At 40.3% G+C, this 25292-nt stretch carries 22 protein-coding genes; 9 read left to right on the forward strand and 13 right to left on the reverse strand.

Features of this window, described 5'->3' with window-relative positions; all coding sequences use genetic code 11:
- The first annotated feature begins 338 nt into the window (after positions 1 to 338).
- From dnaK to CKV69_RS03790, 6 genes are all read left to right on the forward strand, one after another.
- On the forward strand, positions 339 to 2243 hold the full coding sequence (gene dnaK, locus CKV69_RS03765) for a molecular chaperone DnaK (protein WP_014326075.1): 1905 nt from the start codon (positions 339 to 341) through the stop codon (positions 2241 to 2243).
- A 124-nt stretch (positions 2244 to 2367) separates the two neighbouring features.
- Complete coding sequence (locus CKV69_RS03770; RefSeq protein WP_005751553.1) at positions 2368 to 2766, forward strand: GyrI-like domain-containing protein; 399 nt, start codon at positions 2368 to 2370, stop codon at positions 2764 to 2766.
- A 73-nt stretch (positions 2767 to 2839) separates the two neighbouring features.
- Entirely contained in the window at positions 2840 to 4108 is a 1269-nt protein-coding gene (locus CKV69_RS03775; protein WP_014326076.1) for an O-acetylhomoserine aminocarboxypropyltransferase/cysteine synthase family protein, read from the forward strand.
- Positions 4109 to 4162: 54 nt separating this feature from the next.
- Complete coding sequence (locus CKV69_RS03780) at positions 4163 to 4639, forward strand: DUF6622 family protein (protein WP_016533155.1); 477 nt, start codon at positions 4163 to 4165, stop codon at positions 4637 to 4639.
- A gap of 47 nt (positions 4640 to 4686) precedes the next feature.
- On the forward strand, positions 4687 to 5805 hold the full coding sequence (dnaJ, locus tag CKV69_RS03785; protein ID WP_005751556.1) for a molecular chaperone DnaJ: 1119 nt from the start codon (positions 4687 to 4689) through the stop codon (positions 5803 to 5805).
- Between the two features lie 306 nt (positions 5806 to 6111).
- Positions 6112 to 8466 carry a TonB-dependent hemoglobin/transferrin/lactoferrin family receptor gene (locus CKV69_RS03790; protein WP_014326078.1) on the forward strand — a complete coding sequence of 785 codons (2355 nt, stop codon included), beginning with the start codon at positions 6112 to 6114 and terminating at the stop codon, positions 8464 to 8466.
- 88 nt (positions 8467 to 8554) lie between these two features.
- On the opposite strand, the gene modC is transcribed toward CKV69_RS03790, so the two are convergent.
- From modC to CKV69_RS10825, 5 genes are all read right to left on the reverse strand, one after another.
- On the reverse strand, positions 8555 to 9610 hold the full coding sequence (gene modC, locus CKV69_RS03795; protein WP_005754157.1) for a molybdenum ABC transporter ATP-binding protein ModC: 1056 nt from the start codon (positions 9608 to 9610) through the stop codon (positions 8555 to 8557).
- Positions 9597 to 10325 (reverse strand): molybdate ABC transporter permease subunit, encoded by a 729-nt coding sequence (gene modB / locus CKV69_RS03800; protein WP_005716454.1) that lies wholly within the window; start codon positions 10323 to 10325, stop codon positions 9597 to 9599. Before modB ends, modC begins: the two co-directional genes overlap by 14 nt.
- Positions 10326 to 10556: 231 nt before the next feature.
- Entirely contained in the window at positions 10557 to 11321 is a 765-nt protein-coding gene (gene modA, locus CKV69_RS03805) for a molybdate ABC transporter substrate-binding protein (RefSeq protein ID WP_005754159.1), read from the reverse strand.
- A gap of 167 nt (positions 11322 to 11488) precedes the next feature.
- Positions 11489 to 12592 carry a TonB-dependent receptor domain-containing protein gene (locus CKV69_RS10820; protein WP_230491934.1) on the reverse strand — a complete coding sequence of 368 codons (1104 nt, stop codon included), beginning with the start codon at positions 12590 to 12592 and terminating at the stop codon, positions 11489 to 11491.
- An 18-nt stretch (positions 12593 to 12610) separates the two neighbouring features.
- Positions 12611 to 14140: a TonB-dependent receptor plug domain-containing protein gene (locus CKV69_RS10825; RefSeq protein ID WP_306610798.1), complete on the reverse strand. Its 1530-nt coding sequence runs from the start codon at positions 14138 to 14140 to the stop codon at positions 12611 to 12613.
- 365 nt (positions 14141 to 14505) lie between these two features.
- Between CKV69_RS10825 and CKV69_RS03815 the strand changes: the two genes are divergently transcribed.
- The gene (locus CKV69_RS03815) at positions 14506 to 15297 is read left to right on the forward strand and encodes a TOBE domain-containing protein (RefSeq protein ID WP_005751562.1); all 792 of its coding nucleotides are present in this window, start codon (positions 14506 to 14508) and stop codon (positions 15295 to 15297) included.
- A 41-nt stretch (positions 15298 to 15338) separates the two neighbouring features.
- Here the strand turns inward: CKV69_RS03815 and yfbR are convergent, their stop codons facing one another.
- The 7 genes from yfbR to pntA form a co-directional block, all read right to left on the reverse strand.
- Complete coding sequence (gene yfbR / locus CKV69_RS03820) at positions 15339 to 15938, reverse strand: 5'-deoxynucleotidase (RefSeq protein WP_005751563.1); 600 nt, start codon at positions 15936 to 15938, stop codon at positions 15339 to 15341.
- A gap of 19 nt (positions 15939 to 15957) precedes the next feature.
- Positions 15958 to 16986, reverse strand: coding sequence for an outer membrane-stress sensor serine endopeptidase DegS (gene degS, locus CKV69_RS03825; protein WP_014326079.1), 1029 nt, complete (start codon positions 16984 to 16986; stop codon positions 15958 to 15960).
- The gene (ribD, locus tag CKV69_RS03830; protein ID WP_014326080.1) at positions 16983 to 18113 is read right to left on the reverse strand and encodes a bifunctional diaminohydroxyphosphoribosylaminopyrimidine deaminase/5-amino-6-(5-phosphoribosylamino)uracil reductase RibD; all 1131 of its coding nucleotides are present in this window, start codon (positions 18111 to 18113) and stop codon (positions 16983 to 16985) included. The genes degS and ribD overlap by 4 nt, the downstream gene beginning before the upstream one ends.
- Positions 18113 to 18562 carry a transcriptional regulator NrdR gene (nrdR, locus tag CKV69_RS03835; RefSeq protein WP_005716494.1) on the reverse strand — a complete coding sequence of 150 codons (450 nt, stop codon included), beginning with the start codon at positions 18560 to 18562 and terminating at the stop codon, positions 18113 to 18115. The genes ribD and nrdR overlap by 1 nt, the downstream gene beginning before the upstream one ends.
- Positions 18563 to 18652: 90 nt before the next feature.
- Positions 18653 to 19267, reverse strand: a complete 615-nt coding sequence (locus tag CKV69_RS03840; RefSeq protein WP_016504332.1) for a uracil-DNA glycosylase-like protein — start codon at positions 19265 to 19267, stop codon at positions 18653 to 18655.
- Between the two features lie 107 nt (positions 19268 to 19374).
- Positions 19375 to 20799 carry a Re/Si-specific NAD(P)(+) transhydrogenase subunit beta gene (gene pntB / locus CKV69_RS03845; RefSeq protein ID WP_005726734.1) on the reverse strand — a complete coding sequence of 475 codons (1425 nt, stop codon included), beginning with the start codon at positions 20797 to 20799 and terminating at the stop codon, positions 19375 to 19377.
- Between the two features lie 10 nt (positions 20800 to 20809).
- Positions 20810 to 22339 carry a Re/Si-specific NAD(P)(+) transhydrogenase subunit alpha gene (gene pntA, locus CKV69_RS03850; protein ID WP_005726735.1) on the reverse strand — a complete coding sequence of 510 codons (1530 nt, stop codon included), beginning with the start codon at positions 22337 to 22339 and terminating at the stop codon, positions 20810 to 20812.
- 373 nt (positions 22340 to 22712) lie between these two features.
- On the opposite strand from pntA, the gene sfsA reads away from it, so the two are divergent.
- A complete protein-coding gene (gene sfsA / locus CKV69_RS03855; RefSeq protein WP_014326082.1) occupies positions 22713 to 23435 on the forward strand; it encodes a DNA/RNA nuclease SfsA in 723 nt (240 codons plus the stop codon).
- Positions 23436 to 23650: 215 nt separating this feature from the next.
- Here sfsA and CKV69_RS03860 read toward each other — a convergent pair whose 3' ends face one another.
- Entirely contained in the window at positions 23651 to 23836 is a 186-nt protein-coding gene (locus CKV69_RS03860; RefSeq protein WP_014326083.1) for a hypothetical protein, read from the reverse strand.
- 199 nt (positions 23837 to 24035) lie between these two features.
- Here CKV69_RS03860 and tyrS point away from each other — a divergent pair, with 199 nt between their 5' ends.
- Entirely contained in the window at positions 24036 to 25223 is a 1188-nt protein-coding gene (gene tyrS / locus CKV69_RS03865) for a tyrosine--tRNA ligase (RefSeq protein ID WP_005726740.1), read from the forward strand.
- Positions 25224 to 25292: the final 69 nt, after the last annotated feature.

The following is a 25292-nucleotide window of genomic DNA, read 5'->3' on the forward strand; positions in this document are numbered from 1 at the left end:
ATTAACGATGTGATGAAAGCACTCAATTTACCACAAATCCAGATTGTATAAAATATCTTCTTTTCTATCTGCTTAGTTTATAGAAATAAATTTATCCACCCATTTCCTCAAATAAATTTTTCATTTCCTCTTGAACTTTCACTTTTTACCCTTATTTACAACACGACAAGCTGATTTAACAATGTTGTTCTTTCTCAAATTGAGTGAATAAACGCCATGATGAAATTCAAAAAATTTTATTTTGTCACTTGAAATATGAAATTTCGTCCTTACTTTGAGAAAGCAAATCGAATGATTCACTATTAACGAATTTACAAGTTTATTTTAGGAGAAACAAAATGGGAAAAATTATTGGTATTGACTTAGGTACAACTAACTCTTGTGTTGCGGTGATGGATGGCGATAAACCACGTGTGATTGAAAACGCGGAAGGTGATCGCACAACTCCATCAATTATTGCTTATACGCAAGATAACGAAACCTTAGTCGGTCAACCGGCAAAACGTCAAGCAGTCACAAACCCGAAAAATACGCTATTTGCGATCAAACGTTTAATTGGTCGTCGTTTCCAAGATGAAGAAGTGCAACGTGATGTAAGCATCATGCCATTTGAAATTGTCGCGGCAGATAACGGCGACGCATGGGTTGGTGTGAAAGGTGAAAAAATGGCACCACCACAAATCTCTGCGGAAGTATTGAAAAAAATGAAGAAAACGGCAGAAGATTTCTTAGGTGAGCCTGTTACTGAAGCGGTTATCACGGTACCTGCTTATTTCAACGATGCACAACGTCAAGCGACCAAAGATGCCGGTCGTATCGCAGGATTAGAAGTTAAACGTATTATTAACGAACCGACTGCGGCTGCCCTTGCTTATGGTTTAGATAAAGGTCAAGGTAACAAAACTATCGCAGTTTATGACTTAGGGGGCGGTACATTCGACTTATCTATCATTGAGATCGATGAAGTTGGTGGTGAAAAAACGTTCGAAGTATTATCTACCAACGGGGATACGCATTTAGGGGGTGAAGACTTCGATAACCGTGTGATCAACTACTTAGTCGATGAGTTCAAAAAAGAACAAGGTGTGGACTTACGTAACGATCCATTAGCAATGCAACGTTTGAAAGAAGCGGGTGAAAAAGCCAAAATTGAACTGTCTTCTGCACAACAAACCGATGTCAATCTTCCATACATCACCGCAGATGCGACTGGACCAAAACACTTAAACATTAAATTAACCCGTGCAAAACTAGAATCATTAGTTGAGGATTTAGTGTCTCGCTCATTAGAGCCAGTGAAAATTGCCTTAGCTGATGCTGGTTTAAGCGTATCGCAAATTGATGATGTCATCCTTGTTGGTGGTCAAACCCGTATGCCACTTGTACAACAAAAAGTGGAAGCCTTCTTTGGTAAAGCACCTCGTAAAGACGTGAACCCAGATGAAGCGGTGGCAATTGGTGCTGCAGTACAAGGCGGTGTGTTAGCCGGTGATGTCAAAGATGTCTTGTTATTAGACGTTACCCCACTTTCATTAGGTATCGAAACCATGGGTGGCGTGATGACAACCTTGATTGAGAAAAACACTACGATTCCAACGAAGAAATCACAAGTGTTCTCAACGGCAGAAGATAACCAAAGTGCGGTAACTATCCACGTACTTCAAGGTGAGCGTAAACGTGCGGCAGACAACAAATCTTTAGGTCAATTCAACCTAGAAGGGATCAACCCAGCACCACGCGGTATGCCACAAATTGAAGTGACTTTCGACATTGATGCGGACGGTATCATCCACGTTTCTGCGAAAGATAAAGGCACAAACAAAGAGCAAAAAATCACGATTAAAGCCTCTTCCGGTTTAACCGATGAAGAAATTCAACAAATGGTACGTGATGCAGAAGCGAACGCCGAAGCAGACCGTAAATTTGAAGAATTAGTGCAAGCCCGTAACCAAGCGGATCATTTAGTTCACGGCACTCGCAAACAATTAAGCGAAGTGGGCGATAAATTATCTGCTGAAGATAAAGCACCAATCGAAAAAGCGGTTGCAGAATTAGAAACTGCAGCGAAAGGTGAAGATAAAGCGGAAATCGAAGCGAAAGTACAAGCATTAATTCAAGTATCTGAAAAATTAATGCAAGCTGCACAACCACAACCAGAAGCGCAAGCACAGCAAGCGCAAAGCGGTAAGTCAAATGATGATGTGGTGGATGCAGAATTTGAAGAAGTGAAAGACAACAAATAATTTCACTCCTCACAAAAAATCGAAGGGCGTAGCGATACGCCCTTTCGGTGTATTGATTAATCCTCATTTTTCCTCACTTTATTTTTCTCAAGTGAAGTGAGGAAAAAACAATCTGGAGGAAAAAATGGCTTTAACACTCTACCCCATTGTGCAACAACGCTTGAATAACAAGATTGCCCATGAGATTATCCCTGCCCTGTGGCAAAACACGCTCAAGCAATTACCACAAGATCAGGATTGTTATGGGGTTTATTTCAATTATGCGGGCGATCACCAAGCGGATTATGATTTTGCGATTGCGAGTAGTGCTGTTTTAAAAACAGATTTTCCCACGATTGACATTGAGGATTTGAATGTTTACGAAGTTTTTCGTTGTAAAACGGATGAAATTTATCAAACGTGGCAACTGATCTGGAAAAAAGAACAACAAGGTTTACTTAAACGGGCTTATTCGGTGGATTTTGAAAAATACTACCCTGATGGTTTGGTAGAAATTTACATCGCTGTTGTACCACATTGTTAAGCCAAAAGTGTGTTCAATATTTTATAAAAAATGACCGCACTTTACTCCCCAAAACAAACTCAAGGAAAACACAATGGAATTTGCAACAAAATGTCTACATGCCGGTTATACACCGAAAAATGGTGAGCCTCGTGTTCAACCGATCGTACAAAGTACCACTTTTACTTACGATTCCGCCGAAGAAATTGGTAAGTTATTTGATTTACAAGCGGCTGGCTATTTTTACACCCGCCTTTCAAATCCTACTACCAATGCGGCAGAAGAAAAAATTACCGCACTTGAAGGCGGTGTAGCAACCATGTGTACCGCATCAGGGCAAGCCGCCGTGTTTTACGCGATGCTCAATATTTTACAAGCCGGTGATCACTTTATTTCTTCATCGTATGTTTACGGTGGTAGCTACAACTTATTTGCACATACCTTCAAAAAAATGGGAATTGAGGTCACTTTTGTGGATCAAGATTTACCTCTTGAGGAATTAAAAAAAGCCATTCGCCCAAATACGAAAGCCATTTTTGCTGAAACTATTGCCAATCCCGCATTACGCGTGTTGGATATTGAAAAGTTTGTTGCACTTGCGAAGGCAGCACAAGCCCCTTTATTAGTTGACAATACTTTTGCAACCCCGTATTTTTGTCGCCCTATCGAATTTGGTGCTAACGTGGTAATTCATAGTACGTCAAAATATTTAGATGGGCATGCGATTGCGTTGGGAGGTTCGATCACAGATGGCGGGAATTTTGATTGGAATAATGGCAAATTCCCACAATTAAGCACACCTGATCAAACTTATCACGGTTTGGTTTATACCGAAACCTTTGGTCCAGCAGCTTATATTGTCAAAGCCCGTGTGCAATTAATGCGTGATTTAGGTGCCACACCGGCACCACAAAATAGTTTCTTGCTCAATGTGGGCATGGAAACCCTTGCACTGCGTATGCAACGTCATTATGAAAATGCACAAGCGGTCGCCGAATTTTTAGAAAATCATCCACAAGTGGCAAAAGTGAGTTATCCGGGCTTGGCAAGTTCACCTGATCATGCACTAAAACAAAAATATTTACCAAACGGCTTATGTGGTGTGATTTCCTTTGAAATTAAAGGGGGAAGAGAAACTGCAGCAAAATGGCTGAATGCGCTACAACTGGCTTCTCGTGAAGTCCATGTAGCGGATATCCGCACTTGTGCTTTACATCCGGCGACGTCAACACACCGTCAATTAAGTGAGGCTGAATTAGAAAAAGTGGGGATTTCTGCGGGTTTAATTCGTCTTTCTTGCGGTATTGAAAGTATCCAAGATATTTTGGCTGATTTAGAACAAGCATTCTACGCGGCAAAATAAATGTCATTAAGGCAGGCAATCTTGCCTGCCTATTTGAATAACACAGGGGATAGCATGGCGATTGTAACAAATACCCCTATTTGGGTTTGGTGCGTTTTGCTTTGTTTACTCTACGTTGGCAGTAAACAAAGCAAAACACGTCAAATAAAACCTTATAAATTAACATTCTTGCCCTTGATATTTCTGCCTATAGTCATCATGTCTATAATGCAAAGTCATCACCCGCTTATCGCAGGTTTCGGATTCATTGTTGGCTTGGCGCTAGGTCTATTTTTAGGGTGGATAATTTGGAAGGATGCCCCTTTGTTACTAAGACAAGGGCAACAGTGGATACAAAGAGGAAGTTATCTTCCGCTTATCCTGTACTTATTCATTTTTATTTTTAGGTATGTTGTTGGCGTGGCACAACATACTCAACAAACAATAACAAAAACAGAATTCTTTAATTTTATTATTGGATTACCTACAGGGATTGGGCTTGGTGCGTTATTTGCGATTCTTTTATTTCGTCAACGACCAACCACCCACTAAAATATAATCATTGTTATTTGATATCTTAAACGGAAAACTGAAACATTATGGCAAAAAAAGATTATTACGACGTTCTTGGTGTTGAACGTGGTGCGGATGAAAAAGAAATTAAACGTGCTTATAAAAAATTGGCGATGAAATATCATCCAGACCGCACCCAAGGCAACAAAGAGCTGGAAGAAAAATTTAAAGAAATCCAAGAAGCCTACGAAGTCTTAAGCGACAAACAAAAACGGGCGAACTATGATCAATACGGTCATGCTGCCTTTGAACAAGGTGGCTTCGGTGGCGGTGGCTTTAGTGGTGCTGATTTCGGGGATATTTTTGGTGATATGTTCGGGGATATTTTTGGTGGTGGTCGTGCTCGCCAACGCGTCGTGCGTGGTGATGACTTGCGCTACGATCTTGAAATCAGCTTAGAAGAAGCGGTACGTGGCACGACGAAAGATATTCAAATCAATACCCTTGCCCATTGTGACAGCTGTGATGGTTCGGGTGCTGAGAAAGGCTCAAAAGTAGAAACTTGCTCAACCTGTCATGGTGCAGGACGTGTACGTCGTCAGCAAGGTTTCTTTGTGACTGAACAAGTCTGTCCTAGCTGTCATGGTTCGGGCAAAAAGATTGAGAAACCGTGTAAATCCTGTCATGGTGATGGACGTGTTCACAAGAAGAAAAATCTTTCAGTGAAAATTCCAGCGGGTGTCGATACAGGTAATCAATTACGCTTATCAGGCGAAGGGGCGGCAGGTGAAAATGGCGCACCAAATGGTGATCTATATGTTGTTATCCATGTACGAGATCATCATATTTTCGAACGTGATGGTAGCAATCTGTATTGTGAAGTGCCTATTAGTTTCACAATGGCAGCTTTAGGTGGTGAAATTGAAGTGCCAACCTTAGATGGTCGTGTCAAACTCAAAATCCCTGCAGAAACACAAACAGGTAAACTGTTCCGTATGCGTGGTAAAGGTGTTACTTCTGCACGTAGTGCTTACGCAGGCGATCTCATCTGCAAAATTATTGTTGAGACACCTGTTAAACTCAATGAGGAACAAAAAGCGTTATTACGTCAATTAGAAGAAAGTTTAGAAGGTTCTAGTAACAAACCGAAATCCTCTAGTTTCTTTGATGGCGTTAAGAAATTCTTTGATAACTTAGGCAAATAAGTTGAATAAAACACACTCCTCTGTTTTTCCTCCAAAAGGAGAAATACAGACAGGATAACCTCTTAAGCCCTGTATCATGCAGGGCTTAAATCATTTATCCAAATTTTCTTTGCTTAATTGTGAAAGCAAAGTATCACTATAAAGTGCCGTTATCGATTCTCTTATGTCGATAAACTCTGGCGATAACACCTAACTATTTCAGCTAGCGACATAAAAACAAAATTACTATTTTAATAAAAATCATTATCATTATTATATAACTCATGTAAACTATGAATGTATTACTTATCTATTGAGGAGTCAGCCATGAAATATCCCTTAAGCTATAAAAATATAGCAAGGTCCATTCCTTTTCTCTCATTCATTGCGTTTCCTCTGTATGCGCAAGAAACGACTGAATTAGAACAAATTACAGTACAAGAAAGCGCAACCGCTGAAGTGAACAAAACCTCACCAACAGTGATCAGCAAAAGCGCCACGACCATTCAAAACGAAATGATTCGAGACACCAGAGATTTAGTCCGCTACACAACGGATGTGGGGATTAGCGATAATGGGCGTTTTTTGAAAGGCTTTGCGATGCGAGGCGTTGAGGATAACCGTGTTGGTATCAGTATTGATGGTGTTTCTTTGCCTGATTCAGAAGAAAACTCACTGTATGCGCGTTATGGTAACTTTAATAATTCCCGCCTAAGCATTGATCCTGAATTAATTCAAACCATTGATATTGTACGCGGCTCAGATTCCTTTAATGCAGGCAGCGGTTCATTAGGTGGCGGTGTGAATTATAACACTTTAGATCCACAACATATTGTTAAAGCAGGTAATTCCGTTGGTGCTTTACTACGAGGCAGTTATGCCAGTAAAAATCGTGAATGGGTTCGTACTTTAGGGATAGGCTATGTTGGCGAAAAATTTGATGCCTTATTGATGTATTCACAACGCACGGGGCACGAGTTTAAAAGTCGTGGTTCAGGTCCTGAATTTCGGTATTCCAGTAGCCAGTATCCCGATCCTGTGACACAACGCTTCCACAATTATCTCGCTAAAATGAATTATCAAATTAATGACAATCAACGTATTGGTTTAACGCTGAATGGGCAAACAGGGGGGCGTTACATTGATGAGCGTTCTTATACGTTAATGGGCTCACAATGGCGTGAAGCCGATGATCAAAACGAACGGTTGAATGCAAACTTATATTATATTTATGCACCAAGCACGGGATGGTTAGCCTACAGTAAATTTGATTTAGATTATCAAAAGACCGATCTGGCAGCAGTTAACTATAAAGGCGGACGCCATTTCACGACAGATGCTAAAGAGCTGAACGAAATTTATGATCGCCGTATGAAAACCGTGTTTACGCGCGGCAGTGTAGAACTCAATGCACAACCTGTACATTTCTATGGTGAACATACTTTAACTATCAAAGGCTATGTTAGCCAGCGCGATTTCAAAAATATCAATCAAGATCGTATCGGTATTGGCACAAACTACGACACACAATACCACTATACGATTCAATATCCTATTAGAACCAAGCAGTACGGACTTTCTTTGAAAGATCATGTGCGCTGGAATGACACCTTCTCAAGCCATTTAGGTTTACGTTATGACCATACAAAACTAAAACCAAAGGAACTCAATGCACCTTGTAGCAAAGCCTGTTTAGAAGAAGGAAAACCTAAACCGACCCGTTTCTCTACCGTTAGCACATTTGCGGGACTTGAGGCACAACTCAGCCCCTCATGGATGTTAGGCTACAATATTAGCACCGGTTATCGTGTACCAACGGCTTCAGAAATGTTCTTCAGCTTTACCAATGCGTATGGCACGTGGAAATCTAACCCGAGCTTGAAACCCGAAAAAAGTATTAACCATACACTCTCTTTGAAAGGCAATAGTGAAAAAGGCTTGCTTGATCTCACCCTCTATCAAACAAACTATCGTCATTTCTTATTTGAACAAGAAAGTTTAATTCAACGTACCGAAATGCGCTATGGACGCCCTTATACTTACCAAAGCCAAGAACAACAAATGGTGAACTTAGATAAAGCAAAAATTTATGGTGTGGAATTGAAAACCCATGTCAATTTAGATCAGATGATCGCTGTGATACCACAAGGCTTTAAGTTCTACGCCGCGCTCGGTTATAGCAAAGGTAAACTCTCTAATAACGCCAGCCTACTTTCCATTCAACCGCTTAAAATTATTCTGGGGTTGGATTATGAAGCAACAAACGGCAAATGGGCTATTTTCAACCGCCTAACCTATTTGGGTGAAAAAAGAGCTAGTGATGCGAAAGTGTATGAAATTAAACGTCGCTGTACTGAATTTGTGACAGAAACAGATCCTTGGTCAGGTGAGCAAATTACTCGCTGTAAAAAACGGGAATTGTATCCAGATTTATCTACTTATAAACACTTAAATAAATCTGCTTTTGTATTTGATACTTTTGGTTATTACAAGATCACGGACGATATCACGTTCCGAGCTGGCATTTATAATCTGTTTAATAAAAAATACCATACTTGGGATGCCTTACGTGGTATTAATGCCAATAGTACGTTAAATTCAGTTGACCGTGAAGGGAAAGGGTTACAACGCTTCTATGCGCCCGGACGTAATTATGCGGCTTCCCTTGAAATCCGTTTCTAACCGTTCATGATAAAAAACCTACCGCACTTTTGCATTGCGCAATGTGCGGTAGGTTTTAAATACGTTTTAAAAAAGCTAAAGCGTCAGTTTAAAGTACCGAAACAGCTTTAATTTGCGCAAAGACTGGTTGCCCAAGCTGTAATGCCAAGTCTTCTAATGCCCATTTACTAATGGTCGCCCAAATTGGCTTTTCATCAATCTCAATCTGCACATCTACACGATTTTCTCGTTCAACAATACGCTTCACTTTACCGTGTAGAATATTACGAATACTGGTTTTTTCTGGTTGTGTTAAACTAAGCGATACATCGGAGCCTTTAATACAAATACGGATGTTTTCCCCTACTTCTGCTTGTTGCGCCTTAATCCAAATCTGTTGTTGCTGTAAACCAAGAGCGGTGACTTGATAGCCAGTATTGTTGTGTAAAATTGGCAAAGAAAGAACCGCACTTTGCTCATCCTCTAATTTCCAAGGTAAGAATAACGGATTTTCCCAAATCGACTCTAAACGATCAAAGGCTCGAACTTTTCCTTCATCTAGCAATACCACATATTCAGCTAAACGCAATAATTCTTCTATGCTATGTGTCACATACAAAATCGGAATATCAATCTTTTTCGATAAGGTTTCTAGATAACTCATCAACTCACGCTTACGCGGTAAGTCTAACGCTGAAAGCGGTTCATCCATCAGTAAAATTTCTGGCTGTGTTAAGAGTGCTCGACCAATCGCCACACGTTGTTTCTCACCACCAGACAAGGTAATAGGATAACGTTTGAGTAAATGCCCAATGCCTAACAACGACACAATATCATCAAATTTTGCTAGATCGATTTTCTTAATGCCGTAACATAAATTACCTTTGACGGTGTAATGCGGAAATAGTCGCGCATCTTGAAAAACATAGCCGATATGTCGTTGATAAGCGGGAATACAAATCGCTTTTGATTGATCCACAAGAACGCGATCATTTAAGGAAATATATCCCTCATCTGGATGAACTAAGCCACTTACTAAATTAATTAACGAGGTTTTACCTGAACCGGATAGTCCAAAAAGGGCGGTCACACCACGCGCAGGGATCTGTAAATTGGCTTCAAGGGCAAGCTGACCGAGTTGTTTCTTGACATTAATCTTTAGCATGACTCTGCCCCAATTTTTTCTGCATGTTTTTTGCTAACCACTCCGACAATAACAAAGATATTAAAGAGAGAATAATCGCTAAGACACATAATCTCGCGGCTTGTTCTTCTGCGCCGGGGGTTTGAATAAAGGTATACATCGCTAAAGGAATGGTTTGCGTTTCACCCGCAATATTGGAAACAAAGGCAATGGTCGCACCAAATTCACCTAAAGAGCGGGCAAATCCAAGCACCACCCCGGCTAAAATACCCGGTAAAGAAAGTGGTAAAGTAATCGTGAAAAACACACGCCAAGCGGATGCACCTAACGTTTGGGCAGCTTGTTCTAATTTCATATCAATACTTTCTAAAGACAAACGTATTGCACGTACCACTAACGGAAAAGCAACTACTGCTGCAGCCAATACAGCCCCATTCCAACTAAAAGCAAAAGAAAATCCAAACCAAGAATAAAGATATTTACCAATAAAACCATTACGCCCCATCGCGACTAATAATAAATATCCAATCACCACAGGAGGTAAAACAAGGGGAAGATGGATTAAGCCACTCACAAGGGATTTACCATAAAAATTTTTACGTGCCAGTAACCATGCCATTAAAATCGCTACGGGTAAACTCCATAAAATGGCATTTAGTGACACACTCAAGCTGAGTTTCACAGCTTGTGTTTCGATCGTGGTTAAACCAAGTGAAGTCAAAAATTCAGTAAACAAAGGTAGTCCTTGATCTGATTAATAAAAATTCTAAAAAAATGTACCGCACTTTTCGGCTGAACTCCGCCTCGTTTACGTACAGATGAACATGCGCATGATCTGAAGAAGCTGTTGCGATAACAAACTTGATACATGAAATAAAACAGTAAGGCCGAATCTTAATCCATTAAAATCACAAAAATAAAAAAGAATAAGGACGCCAAGATGACGTCCTTGCTCGTTTATATCGTGTTATTTCACTGAGAAACCGTAGCTGACAAGTACTTTTTTCGCTTCTGCTGATTCTAAATAGTTTAAGAATTCGCGGGTTTCTGCATTATCGCGATCTTTTAATAAGGCGACTGGATATTCCACCGCTTTGTAAGTATCCGCAGGGAACACACCAACAATTTTCACCCCTTTGCTCACTTTACCATCTGTGCTATACACAATACCTAATGGCGCCTCAGCACGTTCAACTAAAGCTAAAGCGGCACGCACATCTTTACCACGTGCTAATTTTGCTTCCACTTTATCCCACAATTTTAAGTTTGTTAACGCTTCTTTCGCATATTGTCCCGCTGGCACATGATCAGGATCGCCCACAGACAAGAAACTGTCTTTTAATTCGGCTACCCATTCACCTTTCGCTACATCGACTTCTTTTAATTGACTGGCTTCTGGCGCAATTAAAACCAATTCGTTACCAACTAACACTTTTTCGGTGTCTTTAATGGTTAATCCTTTATCTGAAAGGTGTTTCATCCATTTAGTGTTTGCTGAAACAAAAATATCGACGGGAGCCCCCTCTTCAATTTGTTTTGCAAGCGTTGAAGAAGACGCAAAAGAAAACACCAATTCTTGATCTGGTTTCACTTTTTTATAATCTTCTGCAATTTGGTTTAATGCATTAGTCATTGATGCAGCAGCAAATACCGTTACTTTCGCTTGCGCAGAAAGCGAAAATGCTAAACAAGCAGTTGCGAGTGAAACGGTGATCATTTTTAATTTAAGCATAGTCATTTACCTTGTTAACGAGATGGATTGATTAAGATGTAAACTTTATATAAAAAATTATACAATGTTTTAACAGAAAAAGGCTATATAAAAAATACACTTGCGCAAAAATAAACCCATCACAAAAAAGTGCGGTTTTTTGACCGCACTTTTTCATCACAATGATATTAGAATTTTACCCCAAAATTCAGCACATAATTGCGTCCCATTTGTGGCACATAAGGTAAATAAGAGGTGTGAACATAAACACGTTGGTTTAATACATTATTGACACTGAAACCGACAGAATAGTCTAAATGCCCAATTTGACGTTGATAATTTACACCTATATTTAACAAATGATGCCCTTTACTCGGATCTTCTTGAATTTTTTCTATTTTAGCAGGTAACTTTTCATTTTCTTCTCTTAAACGAATCGCTTCCAGCGCACTTTCAAAATCTTCCCTATCAGAAGCACTTAAATCTGCGATAGCTTTATCCGTACGATTATATTTGTCGCGGTCAATACCCTTTAACAATAAATTTTCACCTGTATCATCATCAATAAAATCACTCGCTTCTAACGCTCTCGGCGGTTTAATTGATAAAGAAGAGGCAGTTTTTTGTTGAGAAAAGACATAAGTGTAATCCGCAAAGAAAGATAAATGTTCCGTTACATTGCCACTCAGGCGCATACCTAAACGTGCGGGTGGCACACGAGGCGCATCACGCTCATTACGTTTAATGCCTTCAATACGGTAAGGTTGTTTTTCCCAATTTGCTTGAATCAGTCCTTCCTCATCATAAGCAATATAGCCTTGATAAAAACGTTGTCCGTATTGCTCTGGTAAATCAAACAAACGTCCTCTGACATAATCACCAAATAAGGTCACTTGATAATCTGGTGTTGGTCTAAAATTAAGTTCCGCTTCAATACCATGGAATTTAGCTCGTGCTTGCGTGTAACGACGTAAAAACGCATTACCATAGCGAGCAAGATCTTCGTTATAAATATAATTTCTAAATTTATTTTGATACAGGCTAAGCTTGTAATCCCATTTATCAGTATGATAAGCAAAGCCTAACTCAATATTATTGGAACTTTCTTTACGTAAATTTTTATTACCATGCTCAAAAGAGTTAGTCGCTAAATGTTGCCCGTGATAATACAATTCCATGGGTGTTGGCAAACGTTCATTGCGAGATAGCGTTAAACCAATACGATAATTAGGATGAAATAACCAGTCTACACTTCCCAAGTATGAAACGGCTTTCTCTTTGTGAGTGGACAAATCAGGTGGATGATCACCTTATTTTTTATGCGCATTCAACACATGTTGATCATATTTAATCGGAATGCGTTGTTTATCCACGCGCGCCCCTACTTCAAAAATAAAATCATCTACCACATAATTTTCCACTGCAAAGAAACTGGCTTGTTTCTGGGTATTTGGCACTAAATGATGTTGATGTTTTATCCCTGAGCCTAACGGTGCAAGAATGGCTGTTTTGTATTCGCTATACTGTACACCGAATACCCCACTTAAGCCTACAATCGGGGTATGATAAAACTCCAGTTTGCCATTATAGCCACTGTTTTTATAAATACCGGCGGCTTTCCCGCGGTTTTTCTCTGCTTTCTTACGCTCACGTTCAATAAAGCTATCCCGATCAAATTTATCCGTTCCAGCTTGTCCTGAATGATATTCATAATGAATATAATCGGCATAAGAAAAACTGCCTTTTACTTTATCTAACCATGCTGTTGGTGAATCCCATTGCCCACGTAAATCAAATCGTCTTGAATGTAATCTAACCCAAGGACCACCATGAGAATGGTCATGCTCATGACCAAATGGGTGATCATGGCTATGAGAAGGATCATTATCAATACCACCAATACATCCATCTAAGTGTGCAAACACAATATCTGTATCATCTGCTAAATGTGGATAAGGTGTCAGATATCCTTTACCAAGCTCAGGTCTTGCCGCTTCATCAACCACATGGCTTTTACAGCGATCATATTTATGATTATGACCAGGCAAACCATAGCGATCGCGTCGTTCACTATAAGATACCCCTAGATAAGATTGATCCTTAATCCAAGAAACACCAATGGTTCCCACTTGTGAGCGGTTATGACTGTCTGGCAAATAACGAATCGTTTCACCACCTGATTTGAAAGCTGGTACACGATAATGAGTCGAATAACGTTTTAAGCCTTCCAAACGTAAGGCAAGATGAGGATGTAATCTAAAAGTGATCCCTGCGGTTCCAGTACTTTCCTGACTTGCTGTATCAAAACGGGTGAAAATTTCACCTTCATAGCCCTTTTCAGGTACAGCTGTTGGAATACGTTTGTCCACGACATTCACCACACCGGCGGCAGAAGCACTAGAATATAACAAAGTGGAGGCACCACGTACTAATTCTACTTGTTCGGCTAATAAGCTATCGGCGGCAACAGCATGATCCGGCGAAATCGCTGACATATCCACGACATCTAAGCCATTTTGCAAAATTTTAATACGTACACCTTCTTGTCCTCGGATAATTGGCGCACTTGCCCCACCACCAAAAGGGTTGGAATGCACACCTAATTCACCTGCTAAGGCATTGCCTAAGGTGGCAGATTGTTTTTGCAGCCGTTCTTTTTTAATCACCTGATTGGAAATCGCTTGATAATGCTCTATCGCTGAACCAGCTAAGTGCGGTTGTGCACCACTGACTACAATTTCATCAAGCATTTCCGTTTGAGCATAAATCACATGAGTAAAAGCGACGGCACTCCAAGGTAATAAATAAGTTATTTGTTTAATTAATTTATTTGTAACCACTTTTGTTTCCACATCTTTTTTTACATAAAAAAATAAGGTGCTAAGATTAAGCATGAAAATGTTATTTTGCAACAAAAAAATCCATTTTTTGTATAAAAAATATAAAATACTGACCATATCTTTTTTATTAGAAAATATCTTATCCGCTTATTCCTTCTCCGTTATATCAGCTTGATATCCGCAGCTCTCTTCCTCTCATAACCAATAAACATGCCACCTCTCCCAAGCAAGACATCGCCAATACTGGTGCTTAACATAACTTCTTACTCATGCACATAATTTGGTAAAGAAAGGCTATCTAAAAAATACACTTTCACTTAGAATGTAAGCGTATTGTCAGCATTGAACTCAATATGGGAGGAAACATGACATTAACGAGTGAAATTTTGCTCACAATAAAATTGCAACAGCAATTATTTGTTGATCCAAAAAGAATTCGCTTATTAAAAGAAATTCAGAAATGTGGTTCCATTAACCAAGCTGCTAAAAATGCCAAAGTCAGCTACAAAAGTGCATGGGATCATTTAGCCGCTATGAATGAAATCAGCCCCAAACCTTTACTTGAACGTAATGTGGGGGGAAAAAATGGCGGTGGTACCGAATTAACGGTGTATGCACAACGTTTATTACAGCTGTATGATTTGCTCGAACATACTCAACAAAAAGCCTTTCATATCTTACAAGATGAAAACTTACCTTTAGATAGCGTACTGCATGCGACTGCCCGCTTTTCCTTACAAAGTAGTGCGAGAAACCAATTCTTTGGAGATATTGTTGCACTACGCCATGAAAATATCCATTGCTTTGTGGCGATTCAAATTAAAGGATTAGCACAGCCATTAACCGTTTCGATCACAGAAAAAAGTGCGCAGCGTCTGAAACTCACGTTAGGCAAAGAAGTGATGATGATGATCAAAGCACCGTGGGTCAAAGTACATCGTGAAAAACCAGAGGGAGTCAACACCTTCTTGGTCAATGTAAAAGAAATCACGGATAAAGGAGATGTGGAAGAAGTCATTTTAACCTCTATCAACAAACACGCTGATGAAGATGTGGAATTTTGTGCCACACTCAATAAAGCAGAAAATTTGAAACCAGATGAACAAATTTGGATCAGTATTGATCCCGAACAAGTGATCTTAGCAACATTGTATTAAATACAAAAATAAGGGGATATATATCCCCTTAACTGTACAAATTAAAGTGTAATTTCATCAATAGGTTTACCAAAACTGGGAATAAATACCTCAATAAAATAGCGCATTTCATCACTATGCCAGGTTTTCATTAATGTCTCTAGACGTGCCTTGGCCGCTTTAAATTCTTGATTGCCATTTTCTAATTCAAATTGCGCTTTGACATAAGCACAAATAAGATCTGCTTGCTTGACGACATGCTTTTCTTGCGCAGAAAACTGGGTTGAATCAAGGTAAGGGGCAAAATCAGCTTGTAACTCTTTGGGTAATAACGCCAATAAATGAGCTTCTGCGGCATTTTCAATTTCTTTATATGCTTGTGTAATTTTGGGGTTGAAATATTTAATGGGGGTAGGTAAATCACCAGTAAAAATTTCTGAGGTATCATGATACATCGCCATCACAGCAATACGATCAGGATTTAAATGACCTTGATAAAATTTATTTTTAATGACAGCCAAGGCATGTGCTACAAAAGCAACTTGTAGGCTATGTTCTGCCAAATTTTCCTTTTCAATATTACGCATTAAAGACCAACGTTGGATCAAACGTAAGCGATCTAAACAAGCAAAAAAATGACTTATTTTAATAACGGCTTGCACAATAACTCTCTTCTTGTTTTTAATTTAACGGATATTCTTCGATGATCACAGGAAGTTCAATAATTTTTCCTAAACGAGAAATGACCACATTCAATTGAGTATTAGGTCGCGTATTGCTGATCACTTGCATCATTTGCGCGGGTGAAATGGCATCAACATCACCCACTTTTAAAATAATATCGCCGGCTTTCACGCCTGCCTTACCTGCTGGTCCCTCTGGATTAACATTGGTAATCAAAATCCCTTTTTCCAAATGGGCGCCTTGACCATTATTAAATAAAATATCACTTTGTACACCAAAGTAACCACGAATGACTCGTCCATCACGAATAATTTTTTTCATCACATCATTCGCCAATTCAATCGGGATTGCAAAATTTAGCCCTTCGGCAATTTCACCGGCGGTTTTACCAATACTTAGGGTATTGATACCTATTAATTCTCCTACGCTATTAATTAACGCGCCACCTGAATTGCCACGGTTAATCGAAGCATCCGTTTGAATAAAGTTTTGTCGCCCAACAGAATCCCCCACCGCATTACGTCCAATTGCACTAATAATTCCTTGCGAAACGCTTTGCCCCAAGTTATAGGGATTCCCAATCGCCAACGCCACATCACCAACATGCATTTGTCGTTGCGGATTTTGTGGAATCGTCGATAAATTATCCGCACGAATTTTAAGAACAGCAAGATCCGTCAAAGTATCAGAACCAATTAAACTGGCATCGAAAAGTTGCCCATTTTGTAATGCGACCACAATTTGATCGGCGTTTTGAATAACGTGTTTATTTGTCAAAATATAACCATCTTTTGACATAATCACGCCTGATCCTAAATTGCCCACTTCTAATTGCTCGGCACTATTCGCCGAAAAAGAACGATTATAGACATTCACTACAGCTGGGGAGGCAACTCGCACAGCGTCTTTAAAGCTCATCGGTTCTGGTGCTTTGAGTAAGCTAAATTGGTTAACGTGTGAAAATACCAGAATCACTGCGGCACACACTAACCCAATCATCACTGAATGAAAAAGTTTTTTGATCATGTTGGCTCCGTAATTCGTGGGTGGTAAATCGTTTTCAGATCATCGCCGAGTTTCTCAATGGAATGCAATTGCCATAAACTTGCCTCAGCCAAGGTGCTTAAATGAGGTAATTTACATAATCCTCGTGCGGCATCACCTAATAATTTCGGTGCAATGTAAATGATCAATTCATCCACTAATTTTGCCTCAATTAATGCACCAGCCAATGTCGCACCGGCTTCAATCCAAAGCGTATTGATTTGACGTTGTCCTAATTCTGCCATTAAATCAGCTAAAGCGTTGGTAGAAGCGGAAAGCTGTATTTGTTCGCAATGTGCAGGAAACTCAAGTAACGAACGCGCAGTTTGACTCACTAACCACACTGGCGAAGACAGACTGAAAAGTCGGTGTGAGGGTTGAACTCGATGTTGAGAATCTAAAATCACTCGCACAGGTTGACGTAGCTGCGCTTGTGTATAATCGGCTTTCACCTTGTCAGGTAATTGTTGCCAGCGTACATTTAATAAGGGATCATCAGCTAACACCGTTGCACTGGTGGATAAAATCGCTGAGGCTTTGGCTCGTTCTGCTTGCACATCTGCACGAGCAAGCTCACCGGTAATCCACTTACTTTCCCCGTTTGCCATCGCGGTTCTTCCATCTAAACTCATAGCCATTTTTAGCTGTACGTAAGGTCTGCCAGTACGCATACGTTTAAGAAAACCACGATTAAGCCACTCCGCCTTTTCAGCTAATAAACCGACCGCACTTTCGATCCCCGCATCAGATAACATGCGTAATCCTCGACCTGCCACTTGCGGATTGGGATCGCACATCGCACTCACGACTTTCACTACACCAGCATCGATCAAACCTTGGGCACAAGGGGGAGTACGTCCAACATGTGAGCACGGTTCTAACGTCACATAAGCGGTTGCACCTCGTGCATTTTCTCCCGCCTCTCGCAATGCCATAACTTCAGCATGCGCCTCGCCTGCTTTAACATGAAAGCCACGTCCAACAATAATACCGTCTTTCACTAATACGCAACCCACTGAGGGGTTCGGTGTAGTAGTAAATTGCCCTTTCTCCGCTAACTCTAATGCCATTTGCATGTACACTACATCTTGTGCCGTAAATGTCATCATTAATCCCTTAATTTTTCAATTTCTTTACTAAATTGGTTAATATCATCGAAACTTAAATACACTGACGCAAAACGAATATAAGCCACTTTATCCAATTTTTTCAGCTCTTCCATGACTAACGTCCCAACTAATTTGCTTGGTACTTCACGTTCACCCGTACTGCGTAAACGATGAATAATATAGCTAATCGCCTTTTCCACATCGTTCTCACTTACCGGGCGTTTTTCTAACGCATGCTGAATGCCACGACGTAATTTTTCCTCATTAAAGGGTTCACGTGTGCCATCATTTTTAATCACTTTGGGAATAATTAACTCTGCCGTTTCAAAGGTGGTAAAGCGCTCATGGCAATTTCCACATTCACGACGACGTCTTACTTGATAGCCTTCTGACACCAAACGGCTATCGATCACTTTCGTTTCTTCCGTAGAGCAAAAAGGGCAATGCATAACGTTTCCTTATCCTTCGTAAAGTCACTCATCATAATGCATCTCATCTTAACAAAGATTCTGAATATTGACGACGAATTATTTTGTTATTTACGGCAAGATCCCGGCTAATTTAAAGAAAGTGCGGTAAAATTCCGCTTTATTTTGCAAAGACATTGGATAGGCTCGAGAGGTCGAAGGTAGCCGATATAAACTCAGCTTTCTTCCTGCATAATCAAATTGCACAAATTGATTCGTTAGCGGTGTGTTCACTTTCTCCTTTAACAAACTCAAAATGATCTCTGTTGCTTTACCGCCTGTTGTAAATAACCAACAACAATTAGGTACTTGCTGCAATGCTGCAGCCAAATCCACAGGTTCAACAACTGTCAAAAACTTATCGGAAGCATTCTCTTTTTCACGAACGGCACGTTGTACCGTAGAACATAGTGCAATACCACGTTCACGTAAAAACATCTCAATTTTTGCCGGGTCAAAACGCTTTTCATCTGGGATTTGAAAATAAGTGGCATCATCAAAAAACACTAACCCATAAATGCGCCACATATCGTTTTGAAAGTTAGGATAATGAAAATGCATACAGCGTTTATCTTCTTTCGGTGGGAATGTCCCCATCATCATGACTTTAGCATGGGCAGGAAAAATGGCTGGAAAGGGGTGTGTTTCAATCAGTAATTCAGGCATAAAGTAACTCAAAACAAGCATAAAAGCGCACACTCCACTTTTATTCAGGAAAGTGCGGTCGATTTCTAGAACGTTTTACAAACTCACATAAAGAAAGGGAATGCCGATCCATTCCCTTTTTTATGCAATTAAAGCGCTTTCAAAATATCATCAACGCGATCTTTCGCATCACCAAATAGCATTTGTGTGTTGTCTTTAAAGAACAATGGATTTTGTACCCCAGCATAACCGGTATTCATTGAGCGTTTAAACACAATCACATTTTGTGCTTTCCACACTTCTAATACTGGCATACCTGCGATCGGGCTGTTTGGATCATCCATTGCCGCTGGGTTAACGGTATCATTGGCGCCAATAACGAGAACCGTATCAGTATCCGCGAAATCATCATTAATTTCGTCCATTTCTAATACGATATCATAAGGCACTTTCGCCTCTGCCAATAACACGTTCATGTGCCCCGGTAAACGCCCTGCCACAGGGTGAATACCAAAACGAACATTGATACCGCGTTCACGTAATTTTTGCGTAATTTCCGCTACAGGGTATTGCGCTTGCGCCACCGCCATACCATATCCCGGTGTAATAATCACCGAGCTTGAGTTTTTGAGTAATTCTGCCACTTCCTCTGCCGTGGTTTCACGGTGTTCGCCTTGTTCTTCATCGCTACTTGCCACCGGATCGTTACCAAATCCACCTGCAATCACACTAATAAATGAGCGATTCATGGCTTTACACATAATGTAAGACAGAATAGCACCCGATGATCCCACTAATGCACCAGTGACGATCAACAAGTCATTGCTTAACATAAAACCTGCGGCTGCCGCTGCCCAACCTGAATAAGAGTTCAGCATCGACACTACCACTGGCATATCCGCGCCACCAATTGATGCGACGAGATGCCAACCAAAAGCAAGCGCAATGGCTGTCATCAATAGCACAGGAAAAATATTTTCTGGGCTATTTAAGAAAGACACCATTAACAAGGCTGAAACCACGATGGCGGCTAAATTTAATTTATGACGATGTGGCAAAGTGAGTGCTTTGGAATCGATAATACCACGTAATTTACCGAAGGCGACTACTGAGCCGGTAAATGTCACGGCACCAATAAAGATCCCCAAGAACACTTCTACATTATGGATATTACTCAGTACCTGTTGCTCAGCTATAAATGCCGCTTGTGCTGCTGCATCAAGATTGGCTGGCATCACGGCTTCATGGTGTAAACCGTAACTATTAAAGCCGACTAATACCGCAGCTAAACCGACAAAGCTGTGCAAAATTGCTACTAGCTCAGGCATTTCGGTCATTTCCACTTTTAAGGCACGTTTAATCCCAATCACCGCACCTACCGCCATCGCGATCAGAATCCAAAATGTACCTGCTGATTGCGGACCAAAAATGGTTGCCACCAAAGCGATCGCCATACCGACAATCCCATACCAACATCCCGCTTTTGCAGTTTCATGTTTAGACAGACCTGCTAAGCTCATAATGAAAAGTAATGCTGCGACAATATAAGCCGCTTGTACTAAACCTTCAGACATGGCTTACTCCTTAATCTTTTCTAAACATAGCAAGCATCCGTTGGGTCACTTTAAAGCCCCCAAAGATATTGATACTTGCGACTAAAATTGCAATAAATGCAAGAATACTAATAAAGAAATTGCCTTGCGCAATTTGTAACAACGCGCCGACAATAATAATGCCTGAAATAGCATTTGTGACTGACATTAACGGTGTATGCAACGCATGGCTAACGTTCCACACCACATAATAGCCGACTACACAGGCTAATACAAACACAGTGAAGTGCGATAAGAATGCAGCAGGTGCCACAGATGCCAACGCCATAAACAACAACGCTGCCACTGCCATCGCACCGTATTTTTTACGCGGATCGACCGCTTTTACTTCTTTTTTCTCTACCGGTGTGGCTTTCACTTTTTGTGGCTGGGCAGACACTTGGATAGGTGGTGCAGGCCAAGTCACCTCACCGTCACGAATCACCGTTACACCGCGTAATACTACATCATCGAAATCAATACTGATCTTGCCGTCTTTTTCTTTACATAACAATTTAAGCAAGTTCACAAGGTTGGTGCCATACAATTGAGAGGACTGTGTTGGTAAGCGGCTTGGTAAATCGGTGTAACCAATGATTTTCACTTGATTATCGGTCACTACGACTTCGCCTGCTTTTGACAACTCACAGTTACCGCCTGTCGCTGCGGCTAAATCCACAATCACCGAACCCGGTTTCATGGATGCTACCATTTCTTTGCTAATCAAACGTGGCGCGGGTTTACCCGGAATTAAAGCGGTAGTGATAATAATATCAACTTCCTTGGCTTGTTCCGCATAAAGTGCTAGCGCACGGCGATTAAATTCTTCTGACATGACTTTCGCATAGCCATCGCCACTGCCACCTTCTTCTTGGAAATCAATTTCAAGGAAACTTGCGCCCATACTTTCCACTTGTTCTTTCACTTCGGGACGCGAGTCAAAGGCACGTACGATCGCACCTAAACTGTTTGCTGCACCAATCGCTGCTAAGCCAGCTACCCCAGCACCAATCACAAGCACTTTCGCCGGTGGCACTTTACCTGCTGCGGTAATCTGCCCCGTGAAAAAACTGCCAAATTCATGCGCTGCTTCCACTACTGCACGATACCCTGCAATATTTGCCATCGAACTTAACGCATCTAACGATTGTGCTCGTGAAATACGTGGTACCGCATCCATGGCTAATACAGTAATTTTTTTCGCTGACAATTTTTCCATTAAGTCTGGATTTTGTGCCGGCCAAATAAAGCTCACCAAAGTCGCCCCTTCTTTTATCAGTGCGATTTCGCTATCCGTTGGCGCATTCACTTTAAAAATGATATCTGACTGCCAAACTTCCTGCGCTGAGCCAATTTTGGCGCCTGCTTCTGCAAATGCTTGATCTTCAAAACTCGCTTTAAAACCGGCATGATGTTCAACAATGACCTCAAAGCCCAGCTTTAAGATTTGTTGTACCGTTTTTGGCGTTGCCGCCACACGACTTTCATTATCAAGCAGTTCTCTAGGTACACCAATTAACATAATGTTTCCTTCAAATTGATTGATGATAATCTTGAGTAACCCTGTTACTCCCCTAAAAGATGACAATAAGTCAAAACCATTTCAATGTACCATTTATTGTTTTAAAGTTGCAAAAGATTTTAGTCTTTTACAGTAAGATTTAACGATCTTTATTTAAATCCTCATTAAACTAAATATTATCTAAACTTAGTCCACAATAACCTCTTAATTTATATGGCAATTTTACACGCCTCAAATGTAAGATGACCTGCTACACTGCAATAGGACGTTTTCAGCTCCAAGTGCGGTATTTTTAACAAGATTTTACTTGCCAGCGCTAACAATATTCCGCAATATAACGCCACTTTTTTTTAACCGATTTATAGGACAGACTATGCAACTTCCTCCCCTTCAATCCGCGACACTGATTCGTCGCTACAAACGTTTTCTCGCAGATGTACAACTTGATAATGGTGAGATGCTAACCATTCATTGTGCAAATACCGGTGCCATGACAGGTTGTGGTGAAGCAGGAGATATTGTTTGGTATTCACATTCCGATAGTCAAACACGTAAATACCCACATTCTTGGGAATTAACCGAGCTAAAAAATGGCAATATGGTCTGTATTAATACTCATCGCTCTAATCAACTCACTTTAGAAGCACTGCAAAATAAACAAATTAAAGCATTGGCGATGTATGAACAGATCCTACCAGAAGTGAAATATGGTGAGGAAAATAGCCGAATTGATTTTTTACTCAAAGGCGATGGATTACCCGATTGTTATGTAGAAGTGAAATCTGTCACCTTAGTAAAAAACACGATTGGCATGTTCCCTGATGCCGTCACTACACGAGGACAAAAACATTTACGCGAATTAATAGCAATGAAAAAACGAGGACATCGTGCCGTAGTCTTTTTTGCGGGCTTACACAATGGTTTTGATTGTTTTAAAGTGGCAGAATATATTGACCCAGAATACGACAAGTTGCTACAAGAGGCGATACAAGAAGGCGTAGAGGTGTATGCCTATGCAGGTAAATTTGATTTTTCTGATAAAAAACCAACCGCACTTTCTCTCACCCATTGTGTGCCTTATATCGGTAAAAAGTAACCGATTCATTTATTGAGAATTATTTTCATTAAATCTATTGACAACAATTTTGATAACGATTATCATTCATTTCATTCGAACAACAATAGATAATCACTCCAACATTTGAACGCCTCCTCCCCCACAAAGAGGCGTTTTTTTTATGCGAAATTTTTGTAAACATCTTTAATTCATTTTTCCCTCTTGCGTCAAAATAACTACTTATCAAAAACAGCTTAATCTAACAAAGCACGATGATTCTCATCAGGCTCCATGTTATGTAGTTGAAGAATCAATTTTCCTTTATATATGAGTTGTTCATAATGAGCACCACCATGCCCTTTGGCTGCGCCTAAGTTTTTGGTATACCAGTCTGTACTTACCTGTACATCACGAACAGTGATTAGTGTTTGGTTATGCATATATTTTCCTTTCTTGCTGCTCGCTTTATCACTTTCTTGTTCAAATTATAATTTATCCGTTTCATTTCCCCAAAACACCAGATAACACAAGATTCGCTTTTTCCTGCCATAATCATAAATAAAGCCATATCGAGCCTTTTCATTTAACGAATAATCACTATAATGTAGAATTTTAGCCAAAATGAAACAGGAAATTAGAATGACGGAGATAAATACGGTTCTTGCTGAACTTAAACGTGGTGTAGATGAAATTCTTTCAGAAGCGGACTTAATTGAAAAACTAAAAGAAAACCGCCCTTTACGCGTAAAATTAGGTGCTGATCCAACAGCCCCTGATATCCATTTAGGACACACCGTCGTATTAAATAAATTACGTCAATTTCAACAATTTGGTCATGAAGTCATTTTCTTAATTGGTGACTTTACCGGTATGGTTGGTGACCCATCTGGCAAGAATACTACTCGCCCACCACTCAGTCGTGACGATGTCTTACGCAATGCCGAAACCTACAAGCAACAAATCTATAAGATTTTAGATCCACAAAAAACCCGTATTGTGTTTAACTCAAGCTGGTTAGGCGAATTAGGGACAGAAGGCATGATTCGTTTAACCTCAAATTACACCGTTGCACGTATGTTAGAACGTGATGATTTCAAAAAACGTTTTAGCAACAACCAGCCTATCGCGATTCATGAATTTATCTATCCTTTATTGCAAGGTTATGACTCTGTGGCATTAGATGCCGATATCGAATTAGGTGGAACAGACCAAAAATTCAATCTTTTAGTCGGACGTGAATTACAAAAATCGGCGGGTCAAAAACCGCAAGTTGCCATCACGTTACCACTACTTGTAGGCTTAGACGGTGAGAAAAAAATGTCGAAGTCACTGGGTAATTACATTGGTGTTGCAGAAAGCCCGACAGAAATGTTTGGTAAAGTGATGTCAATTTCTGATGAGCTCATGTGGGATTGGTATGACTTACTGTCTTTCCGCCCATTAACCGAAATCGCCCAATTAAAACAAGAGGTTGAAAACGGACGTAACCCACGTGATATCAAAGTGTTACTTGCCAAAGAAATCATTGCTCGTTTCCATAGTGAAGCTGACGCAGAAGCTGCAGAACAAGAATTTATTAATCGTTTCCAAAAAGGCGCAATGCCTGAAGATATGCCTGAATTGACCTTTGAAGGAGAAATGGGCTTAGCAAACTTGTTAAAAGAAGCGGGATTAGTCGCCTCAACCTCTGAAGCAAACCGGATGGTGCAACAAGGTGGCGTGAAAATTGACGGTGAAAAAGTCGAAGATGCCAAATTAGTTATCAAAGCAAGTACCGCCGTTTATCAAGTAGGTAAACGTAAGTTTGCGCGTGTGACAGTGAAGTAAGCAAAACTGTTGCAAAATAGACCGCACTTTGTCTCAATATATTGAATGGGCAGTCAATACACTGCCCAT

The sequence above is a fragment of the Pasteurella multocida genome, from assembly GCF_900187275.1.
In the GTDB taxonomy this organism is placed as follows: Bacteria; Pseudomonadota; Gammaproteobacteria; order Enterobacterales; family Pasteurellaceae; genus Pasteurella; species Pasteurella multocida.

What these genes read in the sequence shown, in the direction of transcription:
- dnaK (WP_014326075.1), top strand. Translation starts at nt 339, where the DNA reads ATGGGAAAAATTATTGGTATTGACTTAGGTACAACTAACTCTTGTGTT.
- CKV69_RS03770 (WP_005751553.1), top strand. Translation starts at nt 2,368, where the DNA reads ATGGCTTTAACACTCTACCCCATTGTGCAACAACGCTTGAATAACAAG.
- CKV69_RS03775 (WP_014326076.1), top strand. Translation starts at nt 2,840, where the DNA reads ATGGAATTTGCAACAAAATGTCTACATGCCGGTTATACACCGAAAAAT.
- CKV69_RS03780 (WP_016533155.1), top strand. Translation starts at nt 4,163, where the DNA reads ATGGCGATTGTAACAAATACCCCTATTTGGGTTTGGTGCGTTTTGCTT.
- dnaJ (WP_005751556.1), top strand. Translation starts at nt 4,687, where the DNA reads ATGGCAAAAAAAGATTATTACGACGTTCTTGGTGTTGAACGTGGTGCG.
- CKV69_RS03790 (WP_014326078.1), top strand. Translation starts at nt 6,112, where the DNA reads ATGAAATATCCCTTAAGCTATAAAAATATAGCAAGGTCCATTCCTTTT.
- modC (WP_005754157.1), bottom strand. Translation starts at nt 9,610, where the DNA reads ATGCTAAAGATTAATGTCAAGAAACAACTCGGTCAGCTTGCCCTTGAA.
- modA (WP_005754159.1), bottom strand. Translation starts at nt 11,321, where the DNA reads ATGCTTAAATTAAAAATGATCACCGTTTCACTCGCAACTGCTTGTTTA.
- CKV69_RS03815 (WP_005751562.1), top strand. Translation starts at nt 14,506, where the DNA reads ATGACATTAACGAGTGAAATTTTGCTCACAATAAAATTGCAACAGCAA.
- degS (WP_014326079.1), bottom strand. Translation starts at nt 16,986, where the DNA reads ATGATCAAAAAACTTTTTCATTCAGTGATGATTGGGTTAGTGTGTGCC.
- ribD (WP_014326080.1), bottom strand. Translation starts at nt 18,113, where the DNA reads ATGATGACATTTACGGCACAAGATGTAGTGTACATGCAAATGGCATTA.
- nrdR (WP_005716494.1), bottom strand. Translation starts at nt 18,562, where the DNA reads ATGCATTGCCCTTTTTGCTCTACGGAAGAAACGAAAGTGATCGATAGC.
- CKV69_RS03840 (WP_016504332.1), bottom strand. Translation starts at nt 19,267, where the DNA reads ATGCTTGTTTTGAGTTACTTTATGCCTGAATTACTGATTGAAACACAC.
- pntB (WP_005726734.1), bottom strand. Translation starts at nt 20,799, where the DNA reads ATGTCTGAAGGTTTAGTACAAGCGGCTTATATTGTCGCAGCATTACTT.
- pntA (WP_005726735.1), bottom strand. Translation starts at nt 22,339, where the DNA reads ATGTTAATTGGTGTACCTAGAGAACTGCTTGATAATGAAAGTCGTGTG.
- sfsA (WP_014326082.1), top strand. Translation starts at nt 22,713, where the DNA reads ATGCAACTTCCTCCCCTTCAATCCGCGACACTGATTCGTCGCTACAAA.
- CKV69_RS03860 (WP_014326083.1), bottom strand. Translation starts at nt 23,836, where the DNA reads ATGCATAACCAAACACTAATCACTGTTCGTGATGTACAGGTAAGTACA.
- tyrS (WP_005726740.1), top strand. Translation starts at nt 24,036, where the DNA reads ATGACGGAGATAAATACGGTTCTTGCTGAACTTAAACGTGGTGTAGAT.